The organism is Massilimicrobiota sp. An105 (genome assembly GCF_002161155.1).
Taxonomy (GTDB): domain Bacteria; phylum Bacillota_I; class Bacilli_A; order Erysipelotrichales; family Coprobacillaceae; genus Allocoprobacillus; species Allocoprobacillus merdigallinarum.
Genome location: NZ_NFLY01000003.1, coordinates 25,572 through 50,680 on the forward strand (window position 1 = coordinate 25,572; position 25,109 = coordinate 50,680).

Genomic DNA, 25,109 nt, shown 5'->3' on the forward strand with positions numbered 1-25,109 from the left:
CCAAGAGATTCTCTTGATCTTAACGTTTACCTTTATCAAACGGTTCTCCTTCCGCACGTGGTGCAGCAGAATTTTTAGATGTAAAAGCTAATACAATAAGTGTTGCCACATATGGTGTGATTTTATAAAAGTAATTTGGAATAGCTAACGAAGCCAGAAATGGCAAACCGGCAGAAGCAATAGTTTTCATAAATCCAAAGAAGAAAGCTGCTCCAGCAATATGCCAAGGTTTCCATTGTCCAAAAATCAATACAGCTAATGCTAAGAACCCATAACCAGCAACGTCTGCATTAAAGTTTGTACTTGTAGGAACAATAAATATTAATCCTCCAATACCAGCTAAGAATCCTGAAATAAGCGTTCCAGCATAACGAATTTTATAAACATTAATACCAGCACTGTCAGCTGCTTGTGGTAATTCACCACAAGAACGTAATCTAAGTCCAAAACGTGTTTTATATAAAATCAGCCATGACAAAATCAAAATAAGAATTCCTAAAAAGTTTGTAATATATGTATTTTGGAAAAGGAACTCTCCAATAAATGGAATATCTCCAAGAACTGGAACTTTTGTAATTCTAAATGTATTAGAAAATTCAACCTGTTGTGTTTGTTGAACTAATCTAGCAACAAATATACAAAATGCAGGTGCAAACATATTCAATGCAGTCCCACTAATTGTTTGATCGGCTTTCATATTAATAGAGGCAATTGCATGGAATAAAGCAAATAATGTTCCAGATAAACCAGCAATAAGTAAAGCAATCAACAAACAAATTTGTGGATCCATTGCCTCTTGAAAAAAGTGAATGAAAAAGATTCCTGCAAATGCTCCAATAATCATCATACCCTCTAACGCAATATTAATAATACCACTACGTTCAGAGAATAAACCACCCAATGCAACAATTAAAAGTGGAATAAAGAAGAACATTGTCTGTTGAAATAAGAATAAAATATCACTCATATTATTGTCCCTCCTTTACTTTAGGTTTCTTCTTAAAATGGAAACCATTTGCTATAATACCCTTAACCATAAGTGCAAAAGCTGAGAAATAAATAATAATTGCTATAATAATATCAACAATTTGTGGAATAAATCCATAAATTTGCATTAATGAACCACCAATTGTTAAATGAGCAATAAATAATCCTGCTGCTAAAATACCAAAAGGACTAGAAAGACCTAATAAAGCAACAGCTATACCATTAAATCCTTCAGGTGCTAAAGTATCTACAACTGCCAAACATTTTCCAGTTCCACCTAAATAAACCAAAGCACCACCAATACCAGCTAATGCTCCTGCAATCATCATAGAGCAAACAATTTTTTGTTTAGCATTAATACCAGCATACTTACTCGCATCACGATTAAAACCACAAGCCTTTAATTCATAACCAAGTACAGATTTGTTGAGAATGATATGAATAACAACAACGAGAATGATCGCAATAACAATACCTCCATTCACATTTGGAATAAGATGTTCAATTCCAAATTGTGGAATAACAGCACTTGAGGCTACTGGTAATGTTTCATTTTTATTAATATTAAATACTGTTAATGGAACGATATAATTAACTGTATACATTCCAATATAATTCATAATAATTGAAGCAATAACTTCATTAACATTTAAATAGGCTTTCATAATTCCTGGAACACATCCCCATAACGCTCCAGCTAATGCTGCAAAAAGAATAGCAACCAGCCAGTGAATAGCACCAGGAAGAAAAGTCCATTCAACACCAATATAAATGGCTACAAATGCCCCAACAACAAACTGTCCAGGAGTTCCAATGTTAAAAAGTCCTGTTTTAAAGGCAAATCCCACTGATAAACCAGTTAAAATAATAGGCGTTGCATTATTCAAAACTTGTCCAATTCCTCTTGTTCCATTACTAAAGCCACCTTGAATGAGAGTTAAAAACCCATTCAATGCGTTTGATGGATTCGCAATAATAATAACAATTAATCCTATAATTAACCCCGCAATAATCGCAGTGACAGAAGATGCAAAATTAAGTGATGCTTCAGATTTAAACAGCTTTTTCATTTGTATCACCTCTCTTACTTCCTGCCATATAAAGTCCTAATTCTTGTACAGTGATTTCTTTAGGATTAAGTTCCCCAACAATTTCACCTTCATAGATAACTAAAATTCTATCAGACAAATTCATAACTTCATCAAGCTCTAAAGAAACCAATAAAACAGCTTTTCCTTCATCTCTTTCACGAATGATTTGTTTATGAATATATTCAATAGCTCCTACATCCAATCCTCTTGTTGGTTGTACAGCAATTAAACAATCAGGATCTTTATCAATTTCTCTAGCAATAATTGCTTTTTGCTGATTACCACCAGACATGCTTCTAGCAATTGTTTTTGAACCTTGACCACTTCTTATATCGTATTGCTCAATCAATTTTTCAGAATATTTTTCAATTTCTTCAAATTTCAAAAAGCCATGCTGTGAAAATTGAGGTTCAAAATATCTTTGTAAAACCAAATTATAAGAAAGTGGATAATCCAAAACAAGTCCATGTTTATGACGATCTTCAGGGATATGTGAAATACCACTCACATTTCTTTGACGTATGGAAGCGTGTGTAATATCTTTTCCATTTAACGATATTGTCCCATCTAAAACAGGCATCAATCCTGTAATAGCTTGTACAAGTTCTGTTTGACCGTTACCGTCTATACCTGCAATACAAACAATCTCTCCTTTTCTTACAGAAAAGCTAACATTATTTACAGGATTTTTATGTCCTTTTTTACCTATTGAAAGATTTTTTACAACCAAAATATCATCTGTTGGATGTGACTCAGTTTTTTCAGTTGTTAAATTGATTTTTCGACCAACCATCATTTCAGACATTTCTTCTTTAGTTGTTGCGGCAACATCAATTGTTCCAATATATTTACCTTTTCTAAGTACAGTACAACGATCTGCCACTTCTTTAATTTCATTTAACTTATGTGTAATGAATAAGATAGATTTACCTTCTTTTGCTAAATCTCTCATGATTTGCATAAGTTCTTCAATTTCTTGTGGTGTTAAAACAGCGGTTGGTTCATCAAAAATCAAAACCTCATTATCACGATATAACATCTTAATAATTTCAACACGTTGTTGCATTCCCACAGTAATATCACTAATCAAGGCATCACAATCAACTTTTAAATTATAACGTTGAGAAATTTCTTCTACTTTTTTTCGAGCATTTTTCATATAAAGGAAACCATGTTTTGTATCTTCGGCACCTAAAACGATATTCTCTAAAACAGTAAAATTATGAACTAATTTAAAATGTTGGTGAACCATTCCAATTCCCAAGCTGTTTGCATCATTAGGATTATTAATTTGAACAACATGACCATTCTTTAAAATCTCTCCTTTTTCAGGTTGATATAGCCCAAACAAGACACTCATCAAAGTTGATTTTCCTGCACCATTTTCCCCCAGCAGTGCATGAATCTCACCTTTTCTTAATTCAATAGTCACGTCATCGTTTGCAATGATTCCCGGAAAAACTTTCGTAATATGTCGCATCTCGATAACGTTTTCCATTTTCTTCCTCCTTTTTCAATTTATCTTCATTATTTATTATAACTTAATTTTCAAGAAAATCACAACAATAAAATTCATTTAACAAAATAAGGCTTGAAAATTATGAATTTCAAGCCTTAACCATTTCAATTAATTTTCTATTGTTAATTCTACATTTGAACAATTTAAATCTTTTGGAGATTCAGCATCTTTATTATTTTTAATTGTTATAGAACCATTAACAATTTTATCATAAATTGCATTATAATCAGCTTCAGTAAATTTTTCAAATTTAGAAGTTTCTAATGGTAAACCAACATCTCCATCTTTAGCACCTAAAACAATATTTTGTCCACCTCTAAATTGGATATTTGTATCATCAGTTTTATCGAAATCTCCACTATAAATAGATTCAAGCGCTTTTTGAACAGCATCACCTAATTTTTTATATGCAGAAGTGACAACTGTATCAGATTCAGAAGATTGATCAACGTCAACACCAATCACTTTTCCTACAGGATTACTTGCTTCAGCAGCAGCCATAACAGAGTTTCCTACAGAACCACCGCATCCAAACACAATAGTGACTCCATCTTTATACCATGAAGAAGCTTTTGTTTGAATTTCAGGAGTTGCACTAAATCCACCTGTATAATGATATTTCATTTTGACTGTAATACCTAATTCTTTAGCAGCATCATTAGCACCTTGAACATAACCATATCCAAAGTTCATAACAGCAGGTACTGCTTGTCCACCCATGAATCCTAAGCTTGTATTACCATCTTTAACAGCAGCATATCCAGCTAAATAACCAGATTGTTCTTCTTGGAAAGTAATACCGATTGTGTTCTTTTCAGTTTTATAGTCTTTATAACTTGCATCATGTGGGTTTCCATCAATTAAAATAAATTTAACATCAGGGTATTCAGTTTGTTTGATATAGATTGATTCTTCAAATAAATATCCAGGACACACGACAACTTTTGCTCCTGATTTTACAGCCTGATCAATAGAATTGTTGTATTCATCTGTTGTTGCATCAACAGGTTTGATGTATGTACAATCAATTCCATTTTTCTTTGCATATGCTTTAACACCTTCATATGTACCTTGGTTGAATGACTTATCATCAATAGTACCTTTGTCAGTTAACATAACAATTTCAGGCTTTGAACTAGATGCAGAATCACCTCCATCACCACCACATCCTACTAACACCATAGATAATGCCAATAAAGACGCAAACATTTTTTTCATATCTTGTTTTCCTCCTTTAACATTCTAACCATATTTTAACATTATTTTCACAAAATAAAAAGAGAAAACGACAAATATCTTTATATTCGTCATTCTCCCTTTTTAAGAATATTTTATTTTTATTGATATATTCAATGTTTTTTATAAATCTTCTTCATGATATTGTCGAATATAAACTTCACGAGGTTTACTACCAAGCTGTGGTCCAATAACCCCTTCTTCTTCCAAACGGTCAATAATACGAGCTGCTTTATTATAACCTATTCTAAATTTACGTTGTAATAAAGATGTACTGGCCTTTTGAGCCTGAATAACAAATTCTCTACATTTTTCGTATTCTTCGTCTTCTTCATCAAAGTCATCACTTCCCTGTGTTGAGGAAATAGACTTGACATTGACATATTTGTCTTCATAAACCACTTCTTGTTGAGAAGAGACATAATGAACAATGGCTGACACTTCTTCATCACTTACAAAACATCCTTGAACACGCATTGGCGAAGATGATCCCATTGGTGAAAAAAGCATATCCCCTTTTCCTAATAGTTTTTCTGCTCCAGATGTATCCAAAATTGTACGTGAATCAATGCTTGATGACACTGCAAAAGCTATACGTGATGGTATATTGGCCTTAATGACACCTGTAATAATATCTGTAGAAGGTCTTTGAGTCGCAACTATCAAATGAATCCCAGCTGCTCTAGCCATTTGTGATATACGCATAATACAATCTTCAACATCTTTACTGGCAACCATCATTAAATCAGCAACTTCATCTAAGATAATAACATGATAAGGTAAAATTTCTTTTGGTTCATCAGTATGATCTTCATTATATGTTTTCGCAAATTCATTATATCCTTGGATATTTCTTGCATTTACACTTGCAAACAAATCATAACGTCTTTCCATTTCAGCAACGACTTCTCGTAAAACTGCAGCTGCTTTTTTAGGATCAGTAACAACAGGTGCCAACAAATGAGGAATTCCATTATAAATAGATAATTCAACTTTTTTAGGATCGACTAAAATCAATTTCACCTCATCTGGTTTAGCTCGCATCAAAATAGATGAAATAATTGTATTGACACAAACAGATTTCCCTGAACCTGTTGCCCCTGCAATTAATAAATGAGGCATTTTATCCAATTGTGCAAAAACAGGTTTCCCAGACACATCTTTTCCTAATGCTACAACAAGTGGATTATGCTGATATTTTGAATTTGATAATAAACTTTTTAAAACATCTTTAAAACCAACCATTGCTGCGCTTTGATTAGGAACTTCAATTCCAACATAAGGTTTCCCTGGTATAGGAGCTTCAATTCTAATATCTGCCGTTGCTAATGCAAGCTTGATATCATCCTGTAACTGTAAGATTTTATTAACACGTGTACCAATTTCCAATTTCAATTCATACTTTGTAATTGTCGGTCCTATAAAAGCATTTTCTATTGTTGCATTGACCCCAAATTGTTTAAGAACATTGGTTAATCTTGCAGCGTTCTTGTTTGCTGCACTCTTTTCTTTAGAAACATTATGCGTTGATCTTGTTGACAACAATGATAGTGGCGGTAACTGATAGTGTGATAAATCTGTTTTCTTAGGTGGCTCTATGTAAGATTCTTGAGGACTTTCTTTCTCTTCTTTGATTTTTAAAGGTTTTTTTTCTTTAATATCTAATTTCATATTATCTTGATCAAATTCAAAAGCACTTGTCATTTCTGGATCAATCTTTTCTTCAACATCATCAAAAGCAGAATCAGGAAAAAGAGGAATTTCTTTATCTTTTGACAAAAAATCAAAGAAATGAGATTTCTTTTTTAAAACAATTGTTTGTACTGGTGTTTCTTCTTGTTTAGATACTTTTGGTTTTTTCTTCTTTGTTTTTTGATGTTGAAAATAAAGTTTACTAAAAATCAACGCCAAACCAATAATCAAAATAATAATTGATAAAATCAATGCGCCTAAACTTTCAAACAGCGAACTAAAAACACCATATAAACAAATGCCAATAAATCCACCTTTATTCATCTGTTGACTCTGAAGATATGTAGAAATAACCCCCATTCCACTTGCCTGTGGCTGACTAGGAATAGAAGCAATAGTCAACATACTGATAAAAATCGCATAAATACCAATTGCTTCTGGTCCATTCAAACGTGGAATTTGAGCCTTACATAATATATATATACAGACGACAAGAAGTGCTAAATAAACAACACCGTATAAATTTCCGGTTAAAAAAGCAACACAATTATGAATTCCCTGTCCAATAAACCCCAATCGTAAAGCTGATACAATAATAGCAAAGATCACAAATAAAATAATAATTCTCAAACGTAACTTTTCTTCCAGAATCTGATTCTTAGATTTTTTTGAACGCTTTGTTTTCGCCATTATGCTCACCTTCTTTCATTTTTCCATTATAACAAAATCTCACATTAATGAAAAGAAAAAGCAAGATTTCTCTTGCCTATATCTCGACAACAACACCAATAAAAACAGGTTTCTTGCCAGTTTCCTTTATAATATATTTCATTGACTGTTCTTTCATCATACTTCTTATTTCAGCAATTTCCATATCAGGATTATCTTTTAACTGACCAACAACTTTTTCACAAATTTCAATAACATGCTTAATAACATATTCAGAATCTTTTAAATAAACAAATCCTCGACTTTGACAATCCGTTTGAGCAACAATTTCTTTTGTTTCTCGTGATATTGTTAGTCCAACAATGACCACTCCATCATTTGCTAATTGAATACGATCATCAATGACCTTTTCACCAACATCACCAATACCGATACCATCAATCATGACATCATCAATCTCATACACATCACGACTTTGTAATAATTCTCCCTTTTCAAATGTTACACGTTCCCCATTATCCATAATAATGATATGATCATCAGGGATTCCCATATCTTTGGCAATTTGTTGATTGAATATAAAATGCTGATATTCACCTTTCATTGGAATATAGTATTTTGGTTTAAATATTTGAATAATAACTTTAAGATCTTCTTTTGATGCATGCATAGAAAATAAATCTTTATTTTTTAACAGATGAACATGTGCATCAGTTTTATACAAGCCATTATGAGCTTTATTCGCAATTTTTTCTGTTCCAGGCAATACAGGAGAAGCAACTATAAAAGTATCACCTTTTCTTAACTTTAATAAGTCATCACCACCATCAATAATATCACAAATATCATGGTAGATACGACGTGGACTACCACTTAACAAGATAACATAGTTACTGTCATATTGTGGCTGACCAATTTTTTCTTTATCACCTAATAATGAATCAGGTACATTTAAAACAGGCTTTTTAGACCTTTGGGCAATTCTCAATAAACTATTTGTATTATCATATTTATCACGTCCATAAAAAACGATTTGACGTTTGTATTTTTTTGTAAGTTCAATAATTTCCTGAGTTCTAAAGACATTTTGCGCATAACTAGAAATAATGATTCTTTCATAGCTATCTTCAAATATATGATCAATCTTATTTGTCAGTTTATGATTTGGAGAAGTATATCCATCATGTTTAGCACCTGATGATTCGACTAATAATGCCAAAACACCTTTCTTACCAATTTCCATCATTTTTTGAATATCACATTGAAATTCCTTTGGAGCACCAAAATCAATAATAAATTCACCACTATAAACAAGATAACCATAACTTGTCCAAAGTGCTACTCCAACACTTCCAGGAATAGAATGTGTCACTGGGAAAAATTCAACAGGAACACCTTCGATATCAATAGAAGCATTGCGATGAACAGCATGTAAATCCAAATCAATTTTGACATGATTATGACGTTGAAAACGTTCTATCATTTGTTTGATTAAAAGTGCTGTTAATTGTGGTGCATAAACAGGAGCATGAATGCTTTGAAGTAAATAAGGCAGTGCTGCCATAGCGTCATCATGACCATGTGTTATGATAATTGCCGCAACCTGATCAGCTCTTTCTTCTAAATATGTAAAACTAGGAATGATGATATCAACACCTAGTTTATCTGAATCAGGGAATCGAAATCCTGAATCTATTATAAAAATTTTATCATTAATTTCAAAACAATACATACTTTTACCCATTTCAGCTTGTCCACCCATAGGTATAAACTTTATGACATCATTTTTCATTTTTTCACCCTTTCTTTTCATGATTACTCTTTAATATCATTATACATTTGTTTTCTCTTTGTGTATAGATGTTTTCAAAAGTATGAATATCATATCATATTATATTCATGGCTTCAAATTATTTTTTCTGATAATTTTCTATAAGCGACTCTAACTCTTGTTGCAATTGTGGTGTAATACTTGTCAAAGGACTTCTTAATATATTTTGAATATAACCCATTTCACTTAAAATATACTTTACTGGAGCGGGATTTGGTTCTTTGAAAAGAAATTGGCTTAAAATCTTCAAATGTGCATCATCATATTGTTTTCTTTTTTGCATAATTCTTTCAATTAACGGATAATCAATATGACTTGCCACTGAAATAAGACCATCAATATGATATTGTAAACCTTCCAACAAAAGATGATCATCACCTAAATAAACTTTAAAATGCGGTAATGCTTTTTTTATTATTTTGATGTCATCTAATGGTCCACATTGTTTCATTCCAATAATATTTTGATGCTTTGTTGCTAATCGAATGACAGTGGAAGGCGTAATACCAACTCCACAACGACTTGGAATATTATAAATCATTATTTTCTTATCTGTTGAAGCTCCAATCATATCAAAGTGCCTATAAATTCCTTCCTGATTCGGTTTTATATAATAGGGAACGATAACTAAAAAAGCATATATAGCCTGATTATCTTTATACATTTGAATATGTCTAATAACTTCGGCTGTACAATTTGAACAGATTCCTATAATAACACGAATATGTGGATATTTATCTAATATTCTTTCTACTAATACTCTCCTTTCTTCAAGCTTTAGTGTAGATATTTCACCTGTTGTCCCACACAAAACAAAAGATTTGTTACCTTCATGTATCAATTTATCTAACAAACGAAATAATCCTGGGTAATCAATAGACTGATCTTGATTGAATGGTGTTATTAAAGCTGTAAAGATCTCTTTCATTTAAATCTTCCTATACCCTAATAAAAAAGGTTGATTTTGCTGATGTTTCAATGCGAAATGTAATGTATCTAATACTTTATCTTTAGCCGCAATCATGCTTTGTGGCTTTCTTTGATAATCGTCTTGAAACATAGGAACAAAATAAAAATTTTTCTTATTAAAAAGCGAAAAAAGATGAACACCACTGTTAGATAGAATATCATTTGAATAAACCCCTAATACAATCGGAATTTGATTACGTAAACATGATTTAACCAACATTGTTACACAATTATCATTAATACCTAAATCTATTTTATTTAAAGTCGTAGCATCACAAGGATAGACAAGTACAGCATCCAATTGTGGTTTTGGTCCATAGACTTCAGCCTCTTGAATCGTTGTATGAATATCTTTATGAGTGATTTCTTTAATCTTTTCTTCTAGCTCTTCATGTGTATAAAAACGAGTATCCAGTTGATGCACATGTGGCGTTATAAAAACTTCTACATCATAATGTTGACAAACTTGTTTTAAAACTTCCAGCATATCATTCATACTACAAAATGAACCTGTTACAGCAAAACCAATTTTATACATTTTTCATCTTCTCCTTCATAAAATCTGTCATCATCCTACCAGCATACCCATATGCATATTTACTAGGAATAGATGGCAAGATAATACTATTGAAACCTTTTGATAATGCATAGTGATGATCTACACCATATGGATAGGAAGCAATGTCAAGAATCATCATAGATGTTGGAGCCTGATCAAGCTTAGATGATGTCACTACCTGCGATGGAATTGTATTAATCAAAACATCACAATCACTTAAATCCATATGATCCAAATGATACGGTTTAGCTCCTGTTTTTTCAATGTCTTCAAAAAGCTGACGATTTCTTATTCCTACATGAACATAGGCTTGTAAAGCTATGAAATCACGAACAATGACCTGCCCACAATGCCCATACCCCAGCACATGAATTTGACTGTGATATATAGGAAAACGACGATGTGAAATCAAATAGGAAATGATACCTTCAGCCGTCAAAACACTATTTTTATCAACAAAATCTTCCTCATCTAAAAAAGCATAATATTGAAAACCATATTGTTTAGATAATGTATCTAGATAATCATTATGAATCATTGTTATGATTATTGTCTGTGGATGCAACTGTTTCCATGTTTTTTCATCAACAATAATTGTATCACGATGTAATAAAAGTCGATTTTTTCGATCAATTCCTTTTAAACCCAAATAAATCATTTGACAATAACGCAAATCTTTCCATTCATCAGTTACATAATATCCATTTTTCACCAATTCTTCCATGACTTCCTGTCCACGTAAATCATCATGATTAACAAAAATCAGCATTCCTAGTCACCTCATTTTAAAATATGAATTATTTTCCAATTGGTGACATTTTCCCATCAATAAAATATGAATAAATTGATGCAAGTGCGGTAAAATAAAATCAATATGATCTTTTCATGTATCTTTATTCTTTTCTATGTTTAGAATTTTCCTTTTTATTTTTTTTAAAAAGTATATAATTTTAAAGAGGTGTCTATATGTCTTATATTTTAATCTTTCTTTCAACATTATTTATTGCTACACGTAAAGATGTGATGTATGAGAATATTACAGGCGTGTCTACATTACCAGAATATCATCTTCTCGTTGTTGTTTATACAATTGTCTGTGCATTTTATTTTGCATATCAAACTTATCGTCATTTTCAATATTTAAATTATTATCCAAAATATATTCCCTATCTTATTGTTTTAACAACTTTCATAATGTGTATTGGTGCCATATGTCCGTATTCAAATGATCAATCATGGCTATCACAACTCCATGTCTATGCTTCGATGATTTCATCACTACTTTTTATTGTGATATTACAAATCTATACACATTATCTTTCTATTCAATATCCATCCATTTACATTCAAACTCACTGGATTTTTCATTGTGGTTTACAAGTGCTGATTATTTTATTTATAGTCAGTGGTCATGTAAGTGGAATCCTAGAAATTCTTTATGTCTTTTTTATTTGTCTATACCTTTTCTTAATTGATCAATATAGAATCAAAGGTGAATCACTGCAATGATTCACCTTTAAAAGTAATAATATTTTTATCCATAACCAACGCTATGTAATTCCCATATGCCTTGATTATTTTTAATACAAACATATTGATATCCGGATGCATGATAGTTTCCTATAAATCCAGATGGTATGTTAAAGAATCCTGTATGGAATTCTAGATAAACAACTATAGCGTCCTGATATCCATAATCATTAATAAGTCTATTTTCCGTCTCTTGACTTTCTTTACCATCATAATGAACTCGAGTCACTGTAATCCCGTCTTGACTTATAAAATCAACAGCTTCATTCATAATCAATTGAATCTCGTCATTTTTATGCCTTGTATTATTGAATATATCTCTTTTAATTTCTATAGGCTGATGAATGAATATTGTGATAAGAGAGATTATAACGACTACTGATAATATTATACCTTTTGTTTTCTCCTTCATCTTTTTCCTCCTTATTTACATTCAATATTACAAAAGCAATGTGAAAATATAATGAAAAAAACAAAAATTTTATGAATAATATTATACTGTTTTTTATAAACAAACATTTTATTATTTTATTCATATTCAGTGATACATAATTAGCATTATTCATTTCATCAAAAAAAGTAAGCCTATAAGCTTACTAAACTCAAAATCTTAGGGACAAAAATAATAAGCCCTATAACAACTGAAGCAATTGCACTTATTAAAACAGCACCTGCTGCAGTATCCTTTGCTATTTTAGCAAGAGGATGATATTCTTGCGTACATAAATCGACAACCGCTTCAATAGCAGTATTGACTAACTCTAAAGAAATAACGAGTCCAAACAACAAAATACAAACTAACCACTCTGTAATAGATAATCGAAAAAGAAAACCACATATAATAACCAAAAACATAAATACTAAATGTATTTTAATATTTCTTTCTTTTTGAATACATTGAATAATACCAGATATAGCATATCCTAAACTTTTATAAAATGGATCTTTGTGCATAGTCTTTTCTCCTTTAAAAAATTATATCATAGAAAAAAAGCAGACTCCACTTTTTTAACAAAAAAACCCTGATAAATCAGGGTAGTTTTTAAATGGCGTCCACGGAGGGATTCGAACCCGCGACCGCACGCTTAGAAGGCGTGTGCTCTATCCAGCTGAGCTACGTAGACATCTGTTTTTCGACTGCCCATATATATTAGCATAACATATTATAACATGCAAGACTTTTTTTACTTTTTTATAAAAAAAGATACATTTTTATTTTTGTATCTCTTTCAGTCTAAAATCCAGTTTCCCATTATCAATGAATAACACAGCATAGCTTCTGGCACTCCCTCCACGTGGTAAGGTTGTAGATCCAGGATTAATATAATAGAATGATCCATCTTTTTGAAACATTGGCATGTGCGTATGACCTGATATTAAAACCTGACAATGATTCCTTGTCAGTATATCATTCATAGCTAATTCTCTATTAAAATAGCCAAAATACTGACCATGAGTAATGAAAATAGATACACCTTCTACAACAAGACGTGCCTCTTTAGGTAAATCTAAAGACCAGTCATTATTTCCTTTGACACAGATAAAACCCTCTAATACTCTTAAATCATAAGCCTCGCTATCTCCACAATGAATATAATAGTCCCCATCTTGTTCATGTTCTTTTACATAATCGATCATAGACTGATCGCCGTGGTTATCAGACATAATTACAATTTTTTTCATTTACATCACCTAGACACTATTATACCAAAAAAATCTAAATTTTAATATAATTATAATGAATTTGTGAAGTTTCCTGATTTCTAACACTTTCTCCATTAATGAGAATGTCTACATCCTTGACGTTATCTAAAGATGTTAAAGATAAAATGATAAGTTCTTCTAAAGTCTTATCTATTCTTTCATTGTCTAATAAAAGATTTGAATCTAATTCCAGTGTTAAAACCTGATTATCGAGTGATGCATTTAATAAATGAATTTTACTATTGATATGACTTAAAATAGTTTGAACTTGTTCTTCTAAACTATCAGACTCACTAATACGTAATGTTGTTGGAACATAATAAAGATAATCAGCTATTGTCTTTTCCTGATAAACCATCACAGGTACACTTTGATGTAAGAAAGTTGATGCTTCTTCAAAATTATTCAACCCTAAATCATGTGTTAGATGATTTAATGGAACAGTGCTATTTGGCAAATATGTTACATCTTTTCCATCTATTTGTATTTTAAGTTGATTAACATCATCATAATCAGTGAGTACATAAGTCAAAGCTTCAATAATATTTAAAGCATCTTGATTAGAATATAAACAATCATTAAAACTCACTGTTAACATATGATCTTGAAGTTCTACTGATTGAACTTCTAATTGTGAATCAATAACAGGATATAATCCATATGCCTGCAATTGAGACGATTGCATTAAATCAATTTTATTTCTAATATCAGTTTCTAATTCCATTTGATTATGCACATTTAAGCTTACAGGAACAAGATCATGATTAGCATCCTGATATATGAGAGTTTGTAAAAATGTTTCACTGACCTGTTTTGAATCATCCATCTGTAAATATATAAAAGAACCAATAGCTAAACAAATAATTGAAACAGACACAATGATAATCTTCTTTTTCATGTTCCCACCTCAAAACAATATATGAAAATATAAAAAAAAGATTCCTATGAATCATATTTCTATAAAAAAATATGATCTTTGACTTTCAATCAAGACTATTATGTATATTTCATTATCAAAATCTCAAATAGAATTTATAAAAAACATAAACAACAGAATATATTGCTGTATTTTTTACTTATTCTTCAATTCCATGTTATACAATAAAGGAAGTAACGTTATTTGTTACTTCCCTGCCATGTTTAAAATAACATCTATAAATTTTATAAATGAAGATGTGAAACAGATAAATCCTGATAATCAAAAAATCCTTGTGAAGATTCTACAAAAGTTTGTGTATCTCCCGTTGTATAAATGGTAATTGTCTGAGGTAATGAAGAGGTATTTTCTAGATGATGGTTTTTAAGATATGAAGCCACTTCCTGACAGATAGATGCACTGCTGGAAATATAATCAATATCTTCCATCACGTCTTGAAACTGTTTTAATAGAATAGGATAATGTGTACACCCTAAAATTAAAGCATCTATTTTATTTTGATATGGCAACAAATATTCTCCTAAAAGTTCTTGTATTCCATATTTGTATTCACCAGACTCAATGACTGGAACTAAGCGTGGTGTCGCCAATTCATAAACAGTTAATTCAGGATTGTATTGTAAAAGCATTTGACGATACTTATGAGATTGAATTGTTGCCGATGTTGCAATCACCAAGACTCTTTGATGATGACGTGCTAAAAACTCATGTACTGTTGAATGAATGACACCTACGATGGGAATATGTGGATATAACTTCTGTAATTCATCCAAGACATTTGCACTTGTTGTATTACAAGCCAAAACAATCATTTTAACATGTTGCTTTGCAAAATAATCACATATTTGACGTGTATATTCTAAAAGTTGACTTTTCGTTTTATCACCATAAGGACAATGTGCATTATCACCAATATAAATCATATTTTCATGCGGAAACTGTTGACGCATATAGTCTAAAACTGTAAGTCCCCCTACTCCAGAATCAAAGATTCCAATTGGATTATTCATAATTATTCTCCCTTGTTTTGTAATTGATATTCTTCTAATGTTAAATTTGAATCATGCAAAGATTTAGCTAAAGATTTACCAACATATCGATAAATATGAGCATCATAGGCATGATTTGTAATAGAAGCCTTGCGCTGTGGATATCTTAAAATAAAACCATATTCATAAGCATGTTCTTCAAGCCATTTTGACATCTCAGTATTTTCAAATTTCTGATAAGCCAATTCAGATTGTGTAACTTCAATTGTCAATCCTAGCTGCATTTCATTATAACCCACTTCTTTTTCATCTAATGTCTGTGGTGACTGATAAGCACTGCGCAATAAAAAGCCTTTGTATTCTTTGCTTAAATCTGTATAAAGTTTTAATAAAGCATTATATGCATCCTTTTGTAAATACATTGTATAACTTACCCTTGGTATATCCTGTACGAGAAGTAATTCACGTGGCTCATATTTTCCAATATAGTTTTGTTGATTCACTAAGGTATCTAACTCATAAGGTGCAAAAACCATTTGTACTCCTGCTGGTAATGTTGTCGCCATTAAATCAGCTAAAGTCTGCTGATTATAAGCACGTGCTAACATTTCCATAATCTGACTAATCTGATTTAAATCATCATAGCCCATTTCCTGTAAAATGAGGATATATTTCTCGCTATCCTGTACAAATGAATAATCATTTTCCTGATATAATGATTTCATTGATGTGTAGATATCAATATAGTCAAAATTAAAATTGTCAGTATTTAAAAAAGCTTCTTCCAAAACATTATGTACTAATACTTTGGCCTGATCAAAAGCCTGTTGACGATAAAGATAATCTAATCGTGTAGCTAAAGAATTTCCAGTTTCTAGAATATCTGTTATTGTTGAATAACGATGAGTTTCTTTTAAAAGGTTATAATATTGATAATTGACTAATTGAAAATCATCATATTCTATGTAGTCAATAAATAGATCAATTGAAATCTGATTATCTATTAAATATTCCTGTTCGTCATCACTTAAATATTTTTCAATTAAGACACGATTATCATTATTAATGCCATTAAGTCTATAAAATTTATCAAAATGAAGATTAACAACATAAAAAGAACAACCAAACAAAATAATGATTACAAGAAATAAGTGCCATGTTTTTAATTTCATGTCATCACCCTTTCTCGACTATTATAATACATATTGTTATATTTTTAAAGAAAAGAAATTGATTTCTAAAGATCAATTTCTTTCATTTTAATAAGTTCCAAGACAGCCTGGATACGAGATTCAACACCTAGTTTTTGAATCACGTTGGAAATATGATTACGAACTGTCTTTTCACTAATATATAATTGTTTTGCAATTTCTTTTGTTGTATAAGATTGTATCAAGAGTGTAAATATCTCTTTTTCACGCTTTGTCAATAAGGAATGCATCATAACCCTCCCACATTAATATATGAGTAAAGGTTATGAGCTGTGCTCATTTGTATGCAAAGATTGAAAAAGTTCTTTCGCAACTTTTTCGGGTAAAACTTCCTGAAGTTCTTCTATAGTTGCTTCTCTCATTCGTTTTACACTTTTAAAATGATGCAACAATTGTTGCTTACGTTTTGGTCCGATTCCTTCAATATCATCTAACGTAGAAGCAAATAAAGATTTAGAACGTACATTTTTATGAAAACTAATAGCATAACGGTGAACTTCATCTTGCATACGTGTCAATAAAAAGAAAAGTTCACTTTTTGGATGAATAGGTATTGGCTGCCCATCCTGGTCCAACAACATGGCCGTCGAATGTTTATCATCTTTAGCTAACCCATAAACAGGTATATTCATTGCTAATGAATCAATAACTTCTTTAGCCGCATGAATTTGTCCTAATCCACCATCTACAATAATCATATCAGGAGGTGTCAGATTTTCCATCAAGACACGGTAATATCTACGATAAATCACTTCTCGCATACTTCCATAATCATCTGGTCCATCAACAGTTTTGATTTTAAATTTACGATAATCCTTTTTAGAAGGAACGCCATCTTTAAAACAAACCATTCCAGCAACTGCATAAGCACCCTGAATATTAGAATTATCAAACAATTCAATAATATGAGGTGTTTTCATATGCAAAAGTTCACCTAACTGTTGGATAGCACCTAAAGTCGCCGCTTCATTTTTTTCCATTAATTGGAATTTCTTTTCTAATGATTCTTTAGCATTTTCAATCGCCATTTGAACAAGAGAAGCCTTATTACCTTTTTGAGGTTTTAGAATTTTACATTCAATAATTTGTGAAAGCAAATCTATATCCATATCCATAGGAACAAGAATTTCCTTTGGTAAGGTATTATTTTGATAAAACGAAACCATAAATTGCTGCAAACTCTCTTGAACATGATCTTCAATAGGTATTAAATTCAAATCACGTGATAACAGTTTACCGTGACGCATAAAAAATAACTGGATGCTTAAATAACCATGATCAACATAATATCCTAAAATATCACGATCAATCTGATCATTAAATTGAACATGCTGTTTAGCTGTCACATAACGAATATGTGAAATTAAATCACGATATTCTTTAGCTTGCTCAAAATTCAATTCCTCACTAGCCTTCATCATTTTTTCAGTTAACTCATTAACTTTTTCTTTGATATCCCCATTAAGAAGTTTAGTAATAGATTTTTTAATATCAACATATATATTCTCATCAACATCTTGAATACATGGCGCCAGACATTGTCCCAATGAATAATAAAGACAAGGTTTTTTAGGAATATGATTACATTTTCTAAGAGGATATAAACGATTTAATAATTTAAAAGTTTCTCTAGCTGCAGTAGCATCTGGAAATGGGCCAAAATGTTTGGCTTTTTTTTCTTTGGCATTTCTAACAATACGTAAGCGAGGATGTGTTTCATTTGTCATTTGAATATATGGATAATAGGTATTATCCATAAACATTATATTATATTGAGGGGTATAATCTTTAATCAGATTAATTTCTAAAAGCAGTGCTTCTTTTTCACTATCAGTTACAATATAATCAAAATCCTCAATTTCACTTACCAGTTTTGTCGTTTTATAATTATGAACACCAACAAAATAAGAATGAACACGATTTTTTAATTTTTTAGCTTTACCAACATAAATCACAGTTCCCTCTTTATTTTTCATTAAATAACATCCTGGTGATGCAGGTAATAAAGAGAGCTTATTTCTAATAAGATCATTCATTATTCAAAATATACCAGTGTAGCCCCTAATCCACCTTCATTAGGTCCACCATCTCGATATGATACAACGTGTTTGTTCTTATCTAAAATTTTCCTTACTCCTTTTCGAAGTGCACCAGTTCCCATTCCATGTACAATACGGACATGCGGATATCCCATCACCAAAGCATCATCCAAGAATTTATCAACCAATGCCATTGCCTCTTCATATCTTTTGCCAATAATATTGATTTCATAATTTCCTGTTTTAGAAACGGTTGATTTCTTTATTTTTGCTTTTTCAACTTTTTTCACTTTTGTTTGAGGATGTAAATAAAGCACTTCATCTTCATGTAATTTAACAGTGAGTCCAGATATAGAAACCATAACCATATGATTCTTTAAAACTTCCACAATATCCCCTTCTCTGTTCATCTTCAACACACGAACATGATCTCCAATATGCAATTGATGATCCTGTTTATGAACAACCTCCTGATTAACATATTTCATTTGATCTAAATCATGACGTATTTGATTCATTTCATGAGGTTTTAATGTCGATTGTTTCATAATGTTCATCATATCCTGAACTTCTGTTTTGGCTTTATCAATAATTGCATTAGCCTCGTCTTTAGCTTTTTGAATCATTTGATCTTTTTGATTTTCTATCTGACGTAACTGTTTTTCATATTTGTTTTGTAAGATTTGAACTTCTTCTTGAGATTCAATAAGTTGTTTTTCCTTTTGTTCTAAAATATCCTCTTTCATTTGCAGTGTTTCCATTAATCTTTCATGTTCAGACATGGATTCATTTTTAATATTTCGTGCATTTTGAACAATGTTTTTGTCTAAACCTAAAAGTTCTGCAATTTCAATAGCATATGATTGTCCAACACTGTCCAATTTCAAATGATATGTTGGTTTCATTGACTCCACATCAAAAGCAACGGCCGCCATCAATATCTCTGGATGCTCTTTAGCAAATGTTTTGAGTCGACCATAATGGGTAGTGGCTAAAACAAAAGATTTCATATCTACAAAACGTGATAAAATAGCTTCAGCCAGACTTTCTCCTTCTTGAGGATCAGTTCCAGATCCAATTTCATCTAATATAACTAAACTTGATGCAGTTGCATGATGTAAAACATCTATAATTTTCATCATATGACTAGAAAATGTTGAAAGTGACTGCTCAATAGACTGTTCATCCCCCAAATCGACATATATCTGATCAAATAAAGGAATAACAGCTTCACGAGCTGGGACTGGTAGTCCACATAACGCCATAAACGATAATAAACCAGCTGTTTTTAATGTCACTGTTTTTCCACCAGTATTACTTCCAGTGATTAATAAAATACGATGCTGTTTTAATATAATGTCATTCGCAATCACTTTTTCTTGATCAATACATGGATGACGTGCTTCTAAAAAAGACAAAACATTGCCATCTTTTTGGATCGTTGGTCGACAACAATGATAAAGCACACCAAACTGTGCTTTAGCAAAAATAAAATCTAATTCAGTAAGAATCTCTAAGTTGAAATGAAAGTGATAATAATGATTTTTAACAAGTTGAGAAAGATGAAAAAGAATACGTTCCATTTCTTCCTTTTCTTGAGCCTCGTATAAACTGATCTGATTGTTCATACTTACAACTTCTGCTGGTTCAATATAAACAGTTTGCCCGGTCGCACTTTGAGCATGAATAAGTCCTTGAATCTGATTTTTATGATGCGACTGAACTGGCAATACCAGCCGATTATTTCTTGATGTCATTTGATCAATAGATAAATAATCCTGACTTTCCTTCACAAGATGTTCCATTCTTGTACGGATTTGTGACTGAGTATGCCTTATCTGTTGACGAATATGAAAAAGCTTAGGACTGGCATGATCATCGACTTGACCATCTGGAGTTATACATCTTCTTATTTCCTCTAATAAACGGGGTTGAGCTACTAAACCAGTGTTAAGTTCATTTAAAAAATGAGCTGTTATTTCGCTATTATCAAAATAATTTTGGACATTAACAACACATTCCAGATGAGTTTGGACATGTAACAATTCTTCACCTGTTAATTGACCATCTCTATTGGCTTTTTTTAAACTCAAAGAAATATCACTAAGTCCACCTAATGGTAATCTTCCTTGTCGATCAATAAATTTCATGGCTTCATCAACTTTATCTAATGCCTCATTAACATCATCTTCATCATCAAATATCTGTAATTTTTGAACTTCTTGTTTCCCTAATGATGAAGCACAAAAACGCATAATTTTTTCTTGAATGATGTTCATTTCTAATGTTTCATATATATTCTTCATTTTATCACCCCTTTACTTGAGATAGAACGTCTTGAATCTGTTGTGTTGAATAGTTTGAATCTTCTAATAATTGTGTTAACTGCTGAATTTGTGAAGGATTCAACTGAATGGTCTGATTTTGATGAAATACATAATCTTCAAATAATTGAAGTGCATCTTGTTCATTGATAAAATGAGCATTCATGGCATTCAATGTAAATTCAGCGATAAATTCTTTTGAATAAGTATCCAGACTATTATTATCTTGCATAAGATCACTCATATTCATAACGGTTTGAGTGACATCGGGAATCATATCGACAATGGCATTTGCGATATAGGAATTTTGAATCATTTCTTTTCCATTAGCTACAAATGTAATGAAAAGAAAAACCAGACAGATATAAATAATCAATATTCCTTCAACCACATGACAACATAAACCTAATAAACGATCTGCAAAAGCAGTTAAAGAAAAAGTATGCATAATACCTTTTAATAGTGGTTTTACCAAAACTCCTATGATTTTTTTTATGATCATGAAAACAATAAATAGGATGAAACCAACGACTATACGATTAATTGTAGAACCTATTAGTGAAGCAATAAAATCATGGCTGTCATATTGATAAATTGTCCATATTGATGATAATGGATCACTTAAAAAATAGACCAACAATAAAACGAATAAAAAAGATACAATATCATAAAGCTGAATAATGAATCCTTTTTTATACCCAATAATTGCAGTTATCACTAAAAATATGACACAAATGATGTCTATTGAAAAAAAATCCAAGAAAAACCCTCCTTATAAACGCCGATATTATAACATTTGAAAAATGTTCTGTCAAAATTAACAAAATTATGTTAAAATAATAATGAGGTGATTAACGTGGAACCAATTATTTTAAAAGTTGAACAAATTACATTGGAGAAAATGAAAAAATATTATGATAGTCAAATGGTTCCAGTTGATGACACAAACCTTATATTTAAAGCACATGCTATTGGTTGCGATATTATCGCTAAAGATAATCATACAGTTGAGTTTTCGGGTGCTAATGCTTTTCAGGAAGCCAAACATTGGTCTAAGAAAATAGCGAAACAATTAGCTAATATGACAACGAACATTGAAGATATTTTTCCGTATCATCATATTGGATGTGCTGAAACAGGTTCTACTGATTATTTAGGTCCAATTTGTGTTGTATCATGTTATGTACACGAAAAAGATATTGAGTTATTAAAAGAGCTCAAAATTGATGATATAACAACTTTAAGTAATCGTGAAATTATTCAATGTGCAAAGCTCATTAAAGACAAGCTTATTTATAGTTTATTAATTTTAGATAACTCACATTATAATAAAATGGTAAGTGATGGTTTTAATCAAGCTAATATTAAATCAAAACTCTACAATCAGGCAACTGTGAATGTTATGCAGAAAGTCAAACAAAATGTAAAGGTAAAAGTGATCAATCAATTTGTTTCTCCAAAAACATATTTTAATTATCTGAAAAATGAAGTTATTGTTGTAAAAGATTTAATGTTTGTTTCAGATGCCGAACAAAAATACATGGCTGTATTAGCTGCGGAAATTTTATCAAGATATGCATATTTACAGTATTTTGCAAATATGACAAAGAGTTTAAAAATGAATTTAATCCGTGGATCAAGTTCTCAAGTTGATGTTGTTGCTGCAAAGATTGCTGCTAAATATGGCGAAAATATTTTAACAAAAGTTGTCAAACTCAATTTTACAAACACAAAACGTGTTAAGGCATTATTGAAAGAACAGTAAGAATGGAAATGAACCATTCTTTTTTATTATGACCTTTTGATATTTTATAAAACCAATTTTGAATAAGTTTATAAAATATAAAAACTGAGCTATATTGGAATGATTAAAAACAATATAACTCAGCTTTTTTATTAATCTTTAATCTCTATATCGAAGCGTTGCATTTTTTGATAGGCAACACCTGCAGCATCCAGCATACGCTTTGCAGCACGATCACTAGGTGTATCATTATATTTATCATCTTCGTAAATAATCTTTTGAATACCACTTTGAATAATAGCTTTCACACATTCATGACAAGGAAATAATGATACATAGATACGACATCCCTTGAGATTTTGAATACTATTTAAAATTGCATTCAACTCAGCATGAACAACATATGGATATTTTGTATCATACATATCCCCTTCTCGACTGTTCCAAGGAAATTCCGTATCCTCACATCCCCAAGGCAATCCATTATATCCAACACCTACGATTTTATTTTCAGGACTCACAATACAAGCCCCCACTTGTGTATTAGGATCTTTTGAACGATATGCTGATAATTTTGCAATTCCCATAAAATACTGATCCCAACTAATCACTTTAGACATTTTTATTCCCCCATTTCTTCTCTTAGTTGTGAAAGTTTATTTAAAAAGAAATCTGGTAACTCACTTTCAAAATATAATTCTTCATGTGTTCGCGGATGAATAAATCCTAAAATTTTAGCATGTAAATATTGACCATGACTTGTATCATCACGTCTAAGTCCATATTGTGGATCACCATATACAGGATGTCCAATATATTGCATATGAACACGAATTTGATGTGTACGTCCAGTTTCTAAACGACATTCAACCAAACTCATATCACGAAAACGTTCAATCACTTTAAAATTTGTGATTGCTTCCTTGGCATTTTTATCAGTACAAGTCATTTTCTGGCGATCACGAGGATCACGTCCAATAGGTGCTTCAATTCGTCCGAACTCATGAGGAATCAAACCATGAACCAACGCATAGTAACGTCTTGTAACTGTATGCTCCTGTAACTGCTCACTTAAACTTTGATGTGCCAAATCATTTTTTGCAACCATTAATAAACCACTTGTTTCCTTATCAATACGATGAACAATACCTGGTCGCATCACGCCATTAATACCTGATAAATCTTGACAATGATATAATAAAGCATTCACAAGAGTTCCTGAATAAATACCTGCTGATGGATGAACAATCATACCACTTGGTTTGTTGACCACAATAACGTCCTGATCTTCATAAACAATATCAAGTGGAATATTCTCTGGTAATATATCTGTATTTTCTGGTTCAGGAATAGATACACAACAAATATCTCCTATTTCGGCTTTATAACTTGATTTAACAATGACATCATTCACAGTCACATTTTGTTGACGAATTAATTGTTGAATCTGTGTTCTTGACATATCTTTCAAATAACCAGACAACAATTTATCCAGCCTTTGACCTTTATGTTCTTCATCTACTGTGATTTTGATAGTTTCCATGCTTTATACTCCTCTATACATATTTCTAAGATGACTAACGCCATACCAATAGTAATCGCCATATCAGCAACATTAAAAATAGGAAAATTATATCCAAAAATAATAAAATCAATAAAATCTCTTACATATCCAAAGGCAATACGATCAATTAAATTGCCAATTGATCCCCCAAAAACAAGTACCAATCCAAAACGTGTCAATTTTTGATAGGGTTCAGATTTGATAAAATAATAAACAATTCCAATCGCAGCAACTATCCATACAATCACGAATAGATTTATTTTACCTGCCAACATTCCCCAGGCTGCCCCTGTATTATGTGTATATGTAAAATAAAAGAAATTATCTATAATGGAATAACTACCTCCTAGAGATAATGTATGATCAACAATGATTTTTGTCACCTGATCTCCAATAACAATGACCAAAAAGGTCAAAACATATAATATCATAGTCTGATATGTTAATTTTAATTTTTTCATTCTTTTATCACCAGTTCCTATTATAAGCAAAAATGACATATAAAGCAAAGAAA

The 25,109-nt window shown here is 31.1% G+C and carries 24 protein-coding genes and 1 tRNA gene; 2 read left to right on the plus strand and 23 right to left on the minus strand.

The window, feature by feature from the left end; translation table 11 throughout:
- Nucleotides 1-19: 19 nt before the first annotated feature.
- The 9 genes from B5E48_RS01230 to B5E48_RS01270 form a co-directional block, all read right to left on the minus strand.
- On the minus strand, nt 20-967 hold the full coding sequence (locus tag B5E48_RS01230) for an ABC transporter permease (RefSeq protein WP_087297815.1): 948 nt from the start codon (nt 965-967) through the stop codon (nt 20-22).
- 1 nt (nt 968) lies between these two features.
- Entirely contained in the window at nt 969-2,057 is a 1,089-nt protein-coding gene (locus B5E48_RS01235; protein ID WP_087297816.1) for an ABC transporter permease, read from the minus strand.
- Nucleotides 2,041-3,576, minus strand: a complete 1,536-nt coding sequence (locus tag B5E48_RS01240) for an ABC transporter ATP-binding protein (RefSeq protein ID WP_087303804.1) — start codon at nt 3,574-3,576, stop codon at nt 2,041-2,043. Before B5E48_RS01240 ends, B5E48_RS01235 begins: the two co-directional genes overlap by 17 nt.
- A 129-nt stretch (nt 3,577-3,705) precedes the next feature.
- Nucleotides 3,706-4,815: a BMP family lipoprotein gene (locus B5E48_RS01245; RefSeq protein WP_087303805.1), complete on the minus strand. Its 1,110-nt coding sequence runs from the start codon at nt 4,813-4,815 to the stop codon at nt 3,706-3,708.
- A gap of 141 nt (nt 4,816-4,956) precedes the next feature.
- Nucleotides 4,957-7,215, minus strand: a complete 2,259-nt coding sequence (locus B5E48_RS01250; RefSeq protein ID WP_087303806.1) for a DNA translocase FtsK — start codon at nt 7,213-7,215, stop codon at nt 4,957-4,959.
- A 76-nt stretch (nt 7,216-7,291) separates the two neighbouring features.
- Nucleotides 7,292-8,986, minus strand: a complete 1,695-nt coding sequence (locus B5E48_RS01255; protein ID WP_087303844.1) for a ribonuclease J — start codon at nt 8,984-8,986, stop codon at nt 7,292-7,294.
- A gap of 118 nt (nt 8,987-9,104) precedes the next feature.
- Nucleotides 9,105-9,953 (minus strand): 4-hydroxy-tetrahydrodipicolinate synthase, encoded by an 849-nt coding sequence (gene dapA, locus B5E48_RS01260; RefSeq protein ID WP_087303807.1) that lies wholly within the window; start codon nt 9,951-9,953, stop codon nt 9,105-9,107.
- Nucleotides 9,954-10,532 (minus strand): dipicolinate synthase subunit B, encoded by a 579-nt coding sequence (locus B5E48_RS01265; RefSeq protein ID WP_087245274.1) that lies wholly within the window; start codon nt 10,530-10,532, stop codon nt 9,954-9,956.
- A complete protein-coding gene (locus B5E48_RS01270) occupies nt 10,525-11,322 on the minus strand; it encodes a hypothetical protein (RefSeq protein ID WP_087303808.1) in 798 nt (265 codons plus the stop codon). The genes B5E48_RS01265 and B5E48_RS01270 overlap by 8 nt, the downstream gene beginning before the upstream one ends.
- A gap of 197 nt (nt 11,323-11,519) precedes the next feature.
- Here B5E48_RS01270 and B5E48_RS01275 point away from each other — a divergent pair, with 197 nt between their 5' ends.
- Nucleotides 11,520-12,062, plus strand: a complete 543-nt coding sequence (locus tag B5E48_RS01275; protein WP_087303809.1) for a hypothetical protein — start codon at nt 11,520-11,522, stop codon at nt 12,060-12,062.
- A gap of 25 nt (nt 12,063-12,087) precedes the next feature.
- Here the strand turns inward: B5E48_RS01275 and B5E48_RS01280 are convergent, their stop codons facing one another.
- The 11 genes from B5E48_RS01280 to B5E48_RS01330 all read right to left on the minus strand — a co-directional run bounded on the left by B5E48_RS01280 (nt 12,088) and on the right by B5E48_RS01330 (nt 22,047).
- Entirely contained in the window at nt 12,088-12,495 is a 408-nt protein-coding gene (locus B5E48_RS01280) for a hypothetical protein (protein WP_087245280.1), read from the minus strand.
- 173 nt (nt 12,496-12,668) lie between these two features.
- A complete protein-coding gene (locus B5E48_RS01285) occupies nt 12,669-13,037 on the minus strand; it encodes a diacylglycerol kinase family protein (protein ID WP_087297824.1) in 369 nt (122 codons plus the stop codon).
- Nucleotides 13,038-13,130: 93 nt separating this feature from the next.
- A tRNA-Arg gene (locus tag B5E48_RS01290) sits at nt 13,131-13,207 on the minus strand.
- Between the two features lie 88 nt (nt 13,208-13,295).
- On the minus strand, nt 13,296-13,766 hold the full coding sequence (locus B5E48_RS01295; protein WP_087244974.1) for a metallophosphoesterase family protein: 471 nt from the start codon (nt 13,764-13,766) through the stop codon (nt 13,296-13,298).
- Between the two features lie 34 nt (nt 13,767-13,800).
- On the minus strand, nt 13,801-14,685 hold the full coding sequence (locus B5E48_RS01300; RefSeq protein ID WP_087303810.1) for a GerMN domain-containing protein: 885 nt from the start codon (nt 14,683-14,685) through the stop codon (nt 13,801-13,803).
- 263 nt (nt 14,686-14,948) lie between these two features.
- On the minus strand, nt 14,949-15,734 hold the full coding sequence (gene murI, locus B5E48_RS01305) for a glutamate racemase (RefSeq protein WP_087297826.1): 786 nt from the start codon (nt 15,732-15,734) through the stop codon (nt 14,949-14,951).
- A gap of 2 nt (nt 15,735-15,736) precedes the next feature.
- Entirely contained in the window at nt 15,737-16,885 is a 1,149-nt protein-coding gene (locus tag B5E48_RS01310) for a M15 family metallopeptidase (protein ID WP_087303811.1), read from the minus strand.
- A 65-nt stretch (nt 16,886-16,950) separates the two neighbouring features.
- Complete coding sequence (locus B5E48_RS01315) at nt 16,951-17,154, minus strand: helix-turn-helix domain-containing protein (RefSeq protein ID WP_087244970.1); 204 nt, start codon at nt 17,152-17,154, stop codon at nt 16,951-16,953.
- 33 nt (nt 17,155-17,187) lie between these two features.
- The gene (uvrC, locus tag B5E48_RS01320) at nt 17,188-18,960 is read right to left on the minus strand and encodes an excinuclease ABC subunit UvrC (protein WP_087297828.1); all 1,773 of its coding nucleotides are present in this window, start codon (nt 18,958-18,960) and stop codon (nt 17,188-17,190) included.
- A complete protein-coding gene (locus tag B5E48_RS01325) occupies nt 18,960-21,269 on the minus strand; it encodes an endonuclease MutS2 (protein ID WP_087303812.1) in 2,310 nt (769 codons plus the stop codon). Before B5E48_RS01325 ends, uvrC begins: the two co-directional genes overlap by 1 nt.
- A gap of 4 nt (nt 21,270-21,273) precedes the next feature.
- Nucleotides 21,274-22,047 (minus strand): CvpA family protein, encoded by a 774-nt coding sequence (locus B5E48_RS01330; RefSeq protein ID WP_087303813.1) that lies wholly within the window; start codon nt 22,045-22,047, stop codon nt 21,274-21,276.
- Nucleotides 22,048-22,143: 96 nt separating this feature from the next.
- On the opposite strand from B5E48_RS01330, the gene rnhC reads away from it, so the two are divergent.
- A complete protein-coding gene (gene rnhC, locus B5E48_RS01335; protein ID WP_087297831.1) occupies nt 22,144-23,052 on the plus strand; it encodes a ribonuclease HIII in 909 nt (302 codons plus the stop codon).
- A gap of 131 nt (nt 23,053-23,183) precedes the next feature.
- On the opposite strand, the gene B5E48_RS01340 is transcribed toward rnhC, so the two are convergent.
- From B5E48_RS01340 to lspA, 3 genes are read right to left on the minus strand one after another with little or no spacing between them, the layout of a single operon-like run.
- Nucleotides 23,184-23,651, minus strand: a complete 468-nt coding sequence (locus B5E48_RS01340; protein ID WP_087244965.1) for a deoxycytidylate deaminase — start codon at nt 23,649-23,651, stop codon at nt 23,184-23,186.
- Between the two features lie 2 nt (nt 23,652-23,653).
- Nucleotides 23,654-24,574 carry an RluA family pseudouridine synthase gene (locus tag B5E48_RS01345; RefSeq protein WP_087298180.1) on the minus strand — a complete coding sequence of 307 codons (921 nt, stop codon included), beginning with the start codon at nt 24,572-24,574 and terminating at the stop codon, nt 23,654-23,656.
- Nucleotides 24,550-25,056, minus strand: a complete 507-nt coding sequence (lspA, locus tag B5E48_RS01350; protein WP_087244963.1) for a signal peptidase II — start codon at nt 25,054-25,056, stop codon at nt 24,550-24,552. Before lspA ends, B5E48_RS01345 begins: the two co-directional genes overlap by 25 nt.
- Nucleotides 25,057-25,109: the final 53 nt, after the last annotated feature.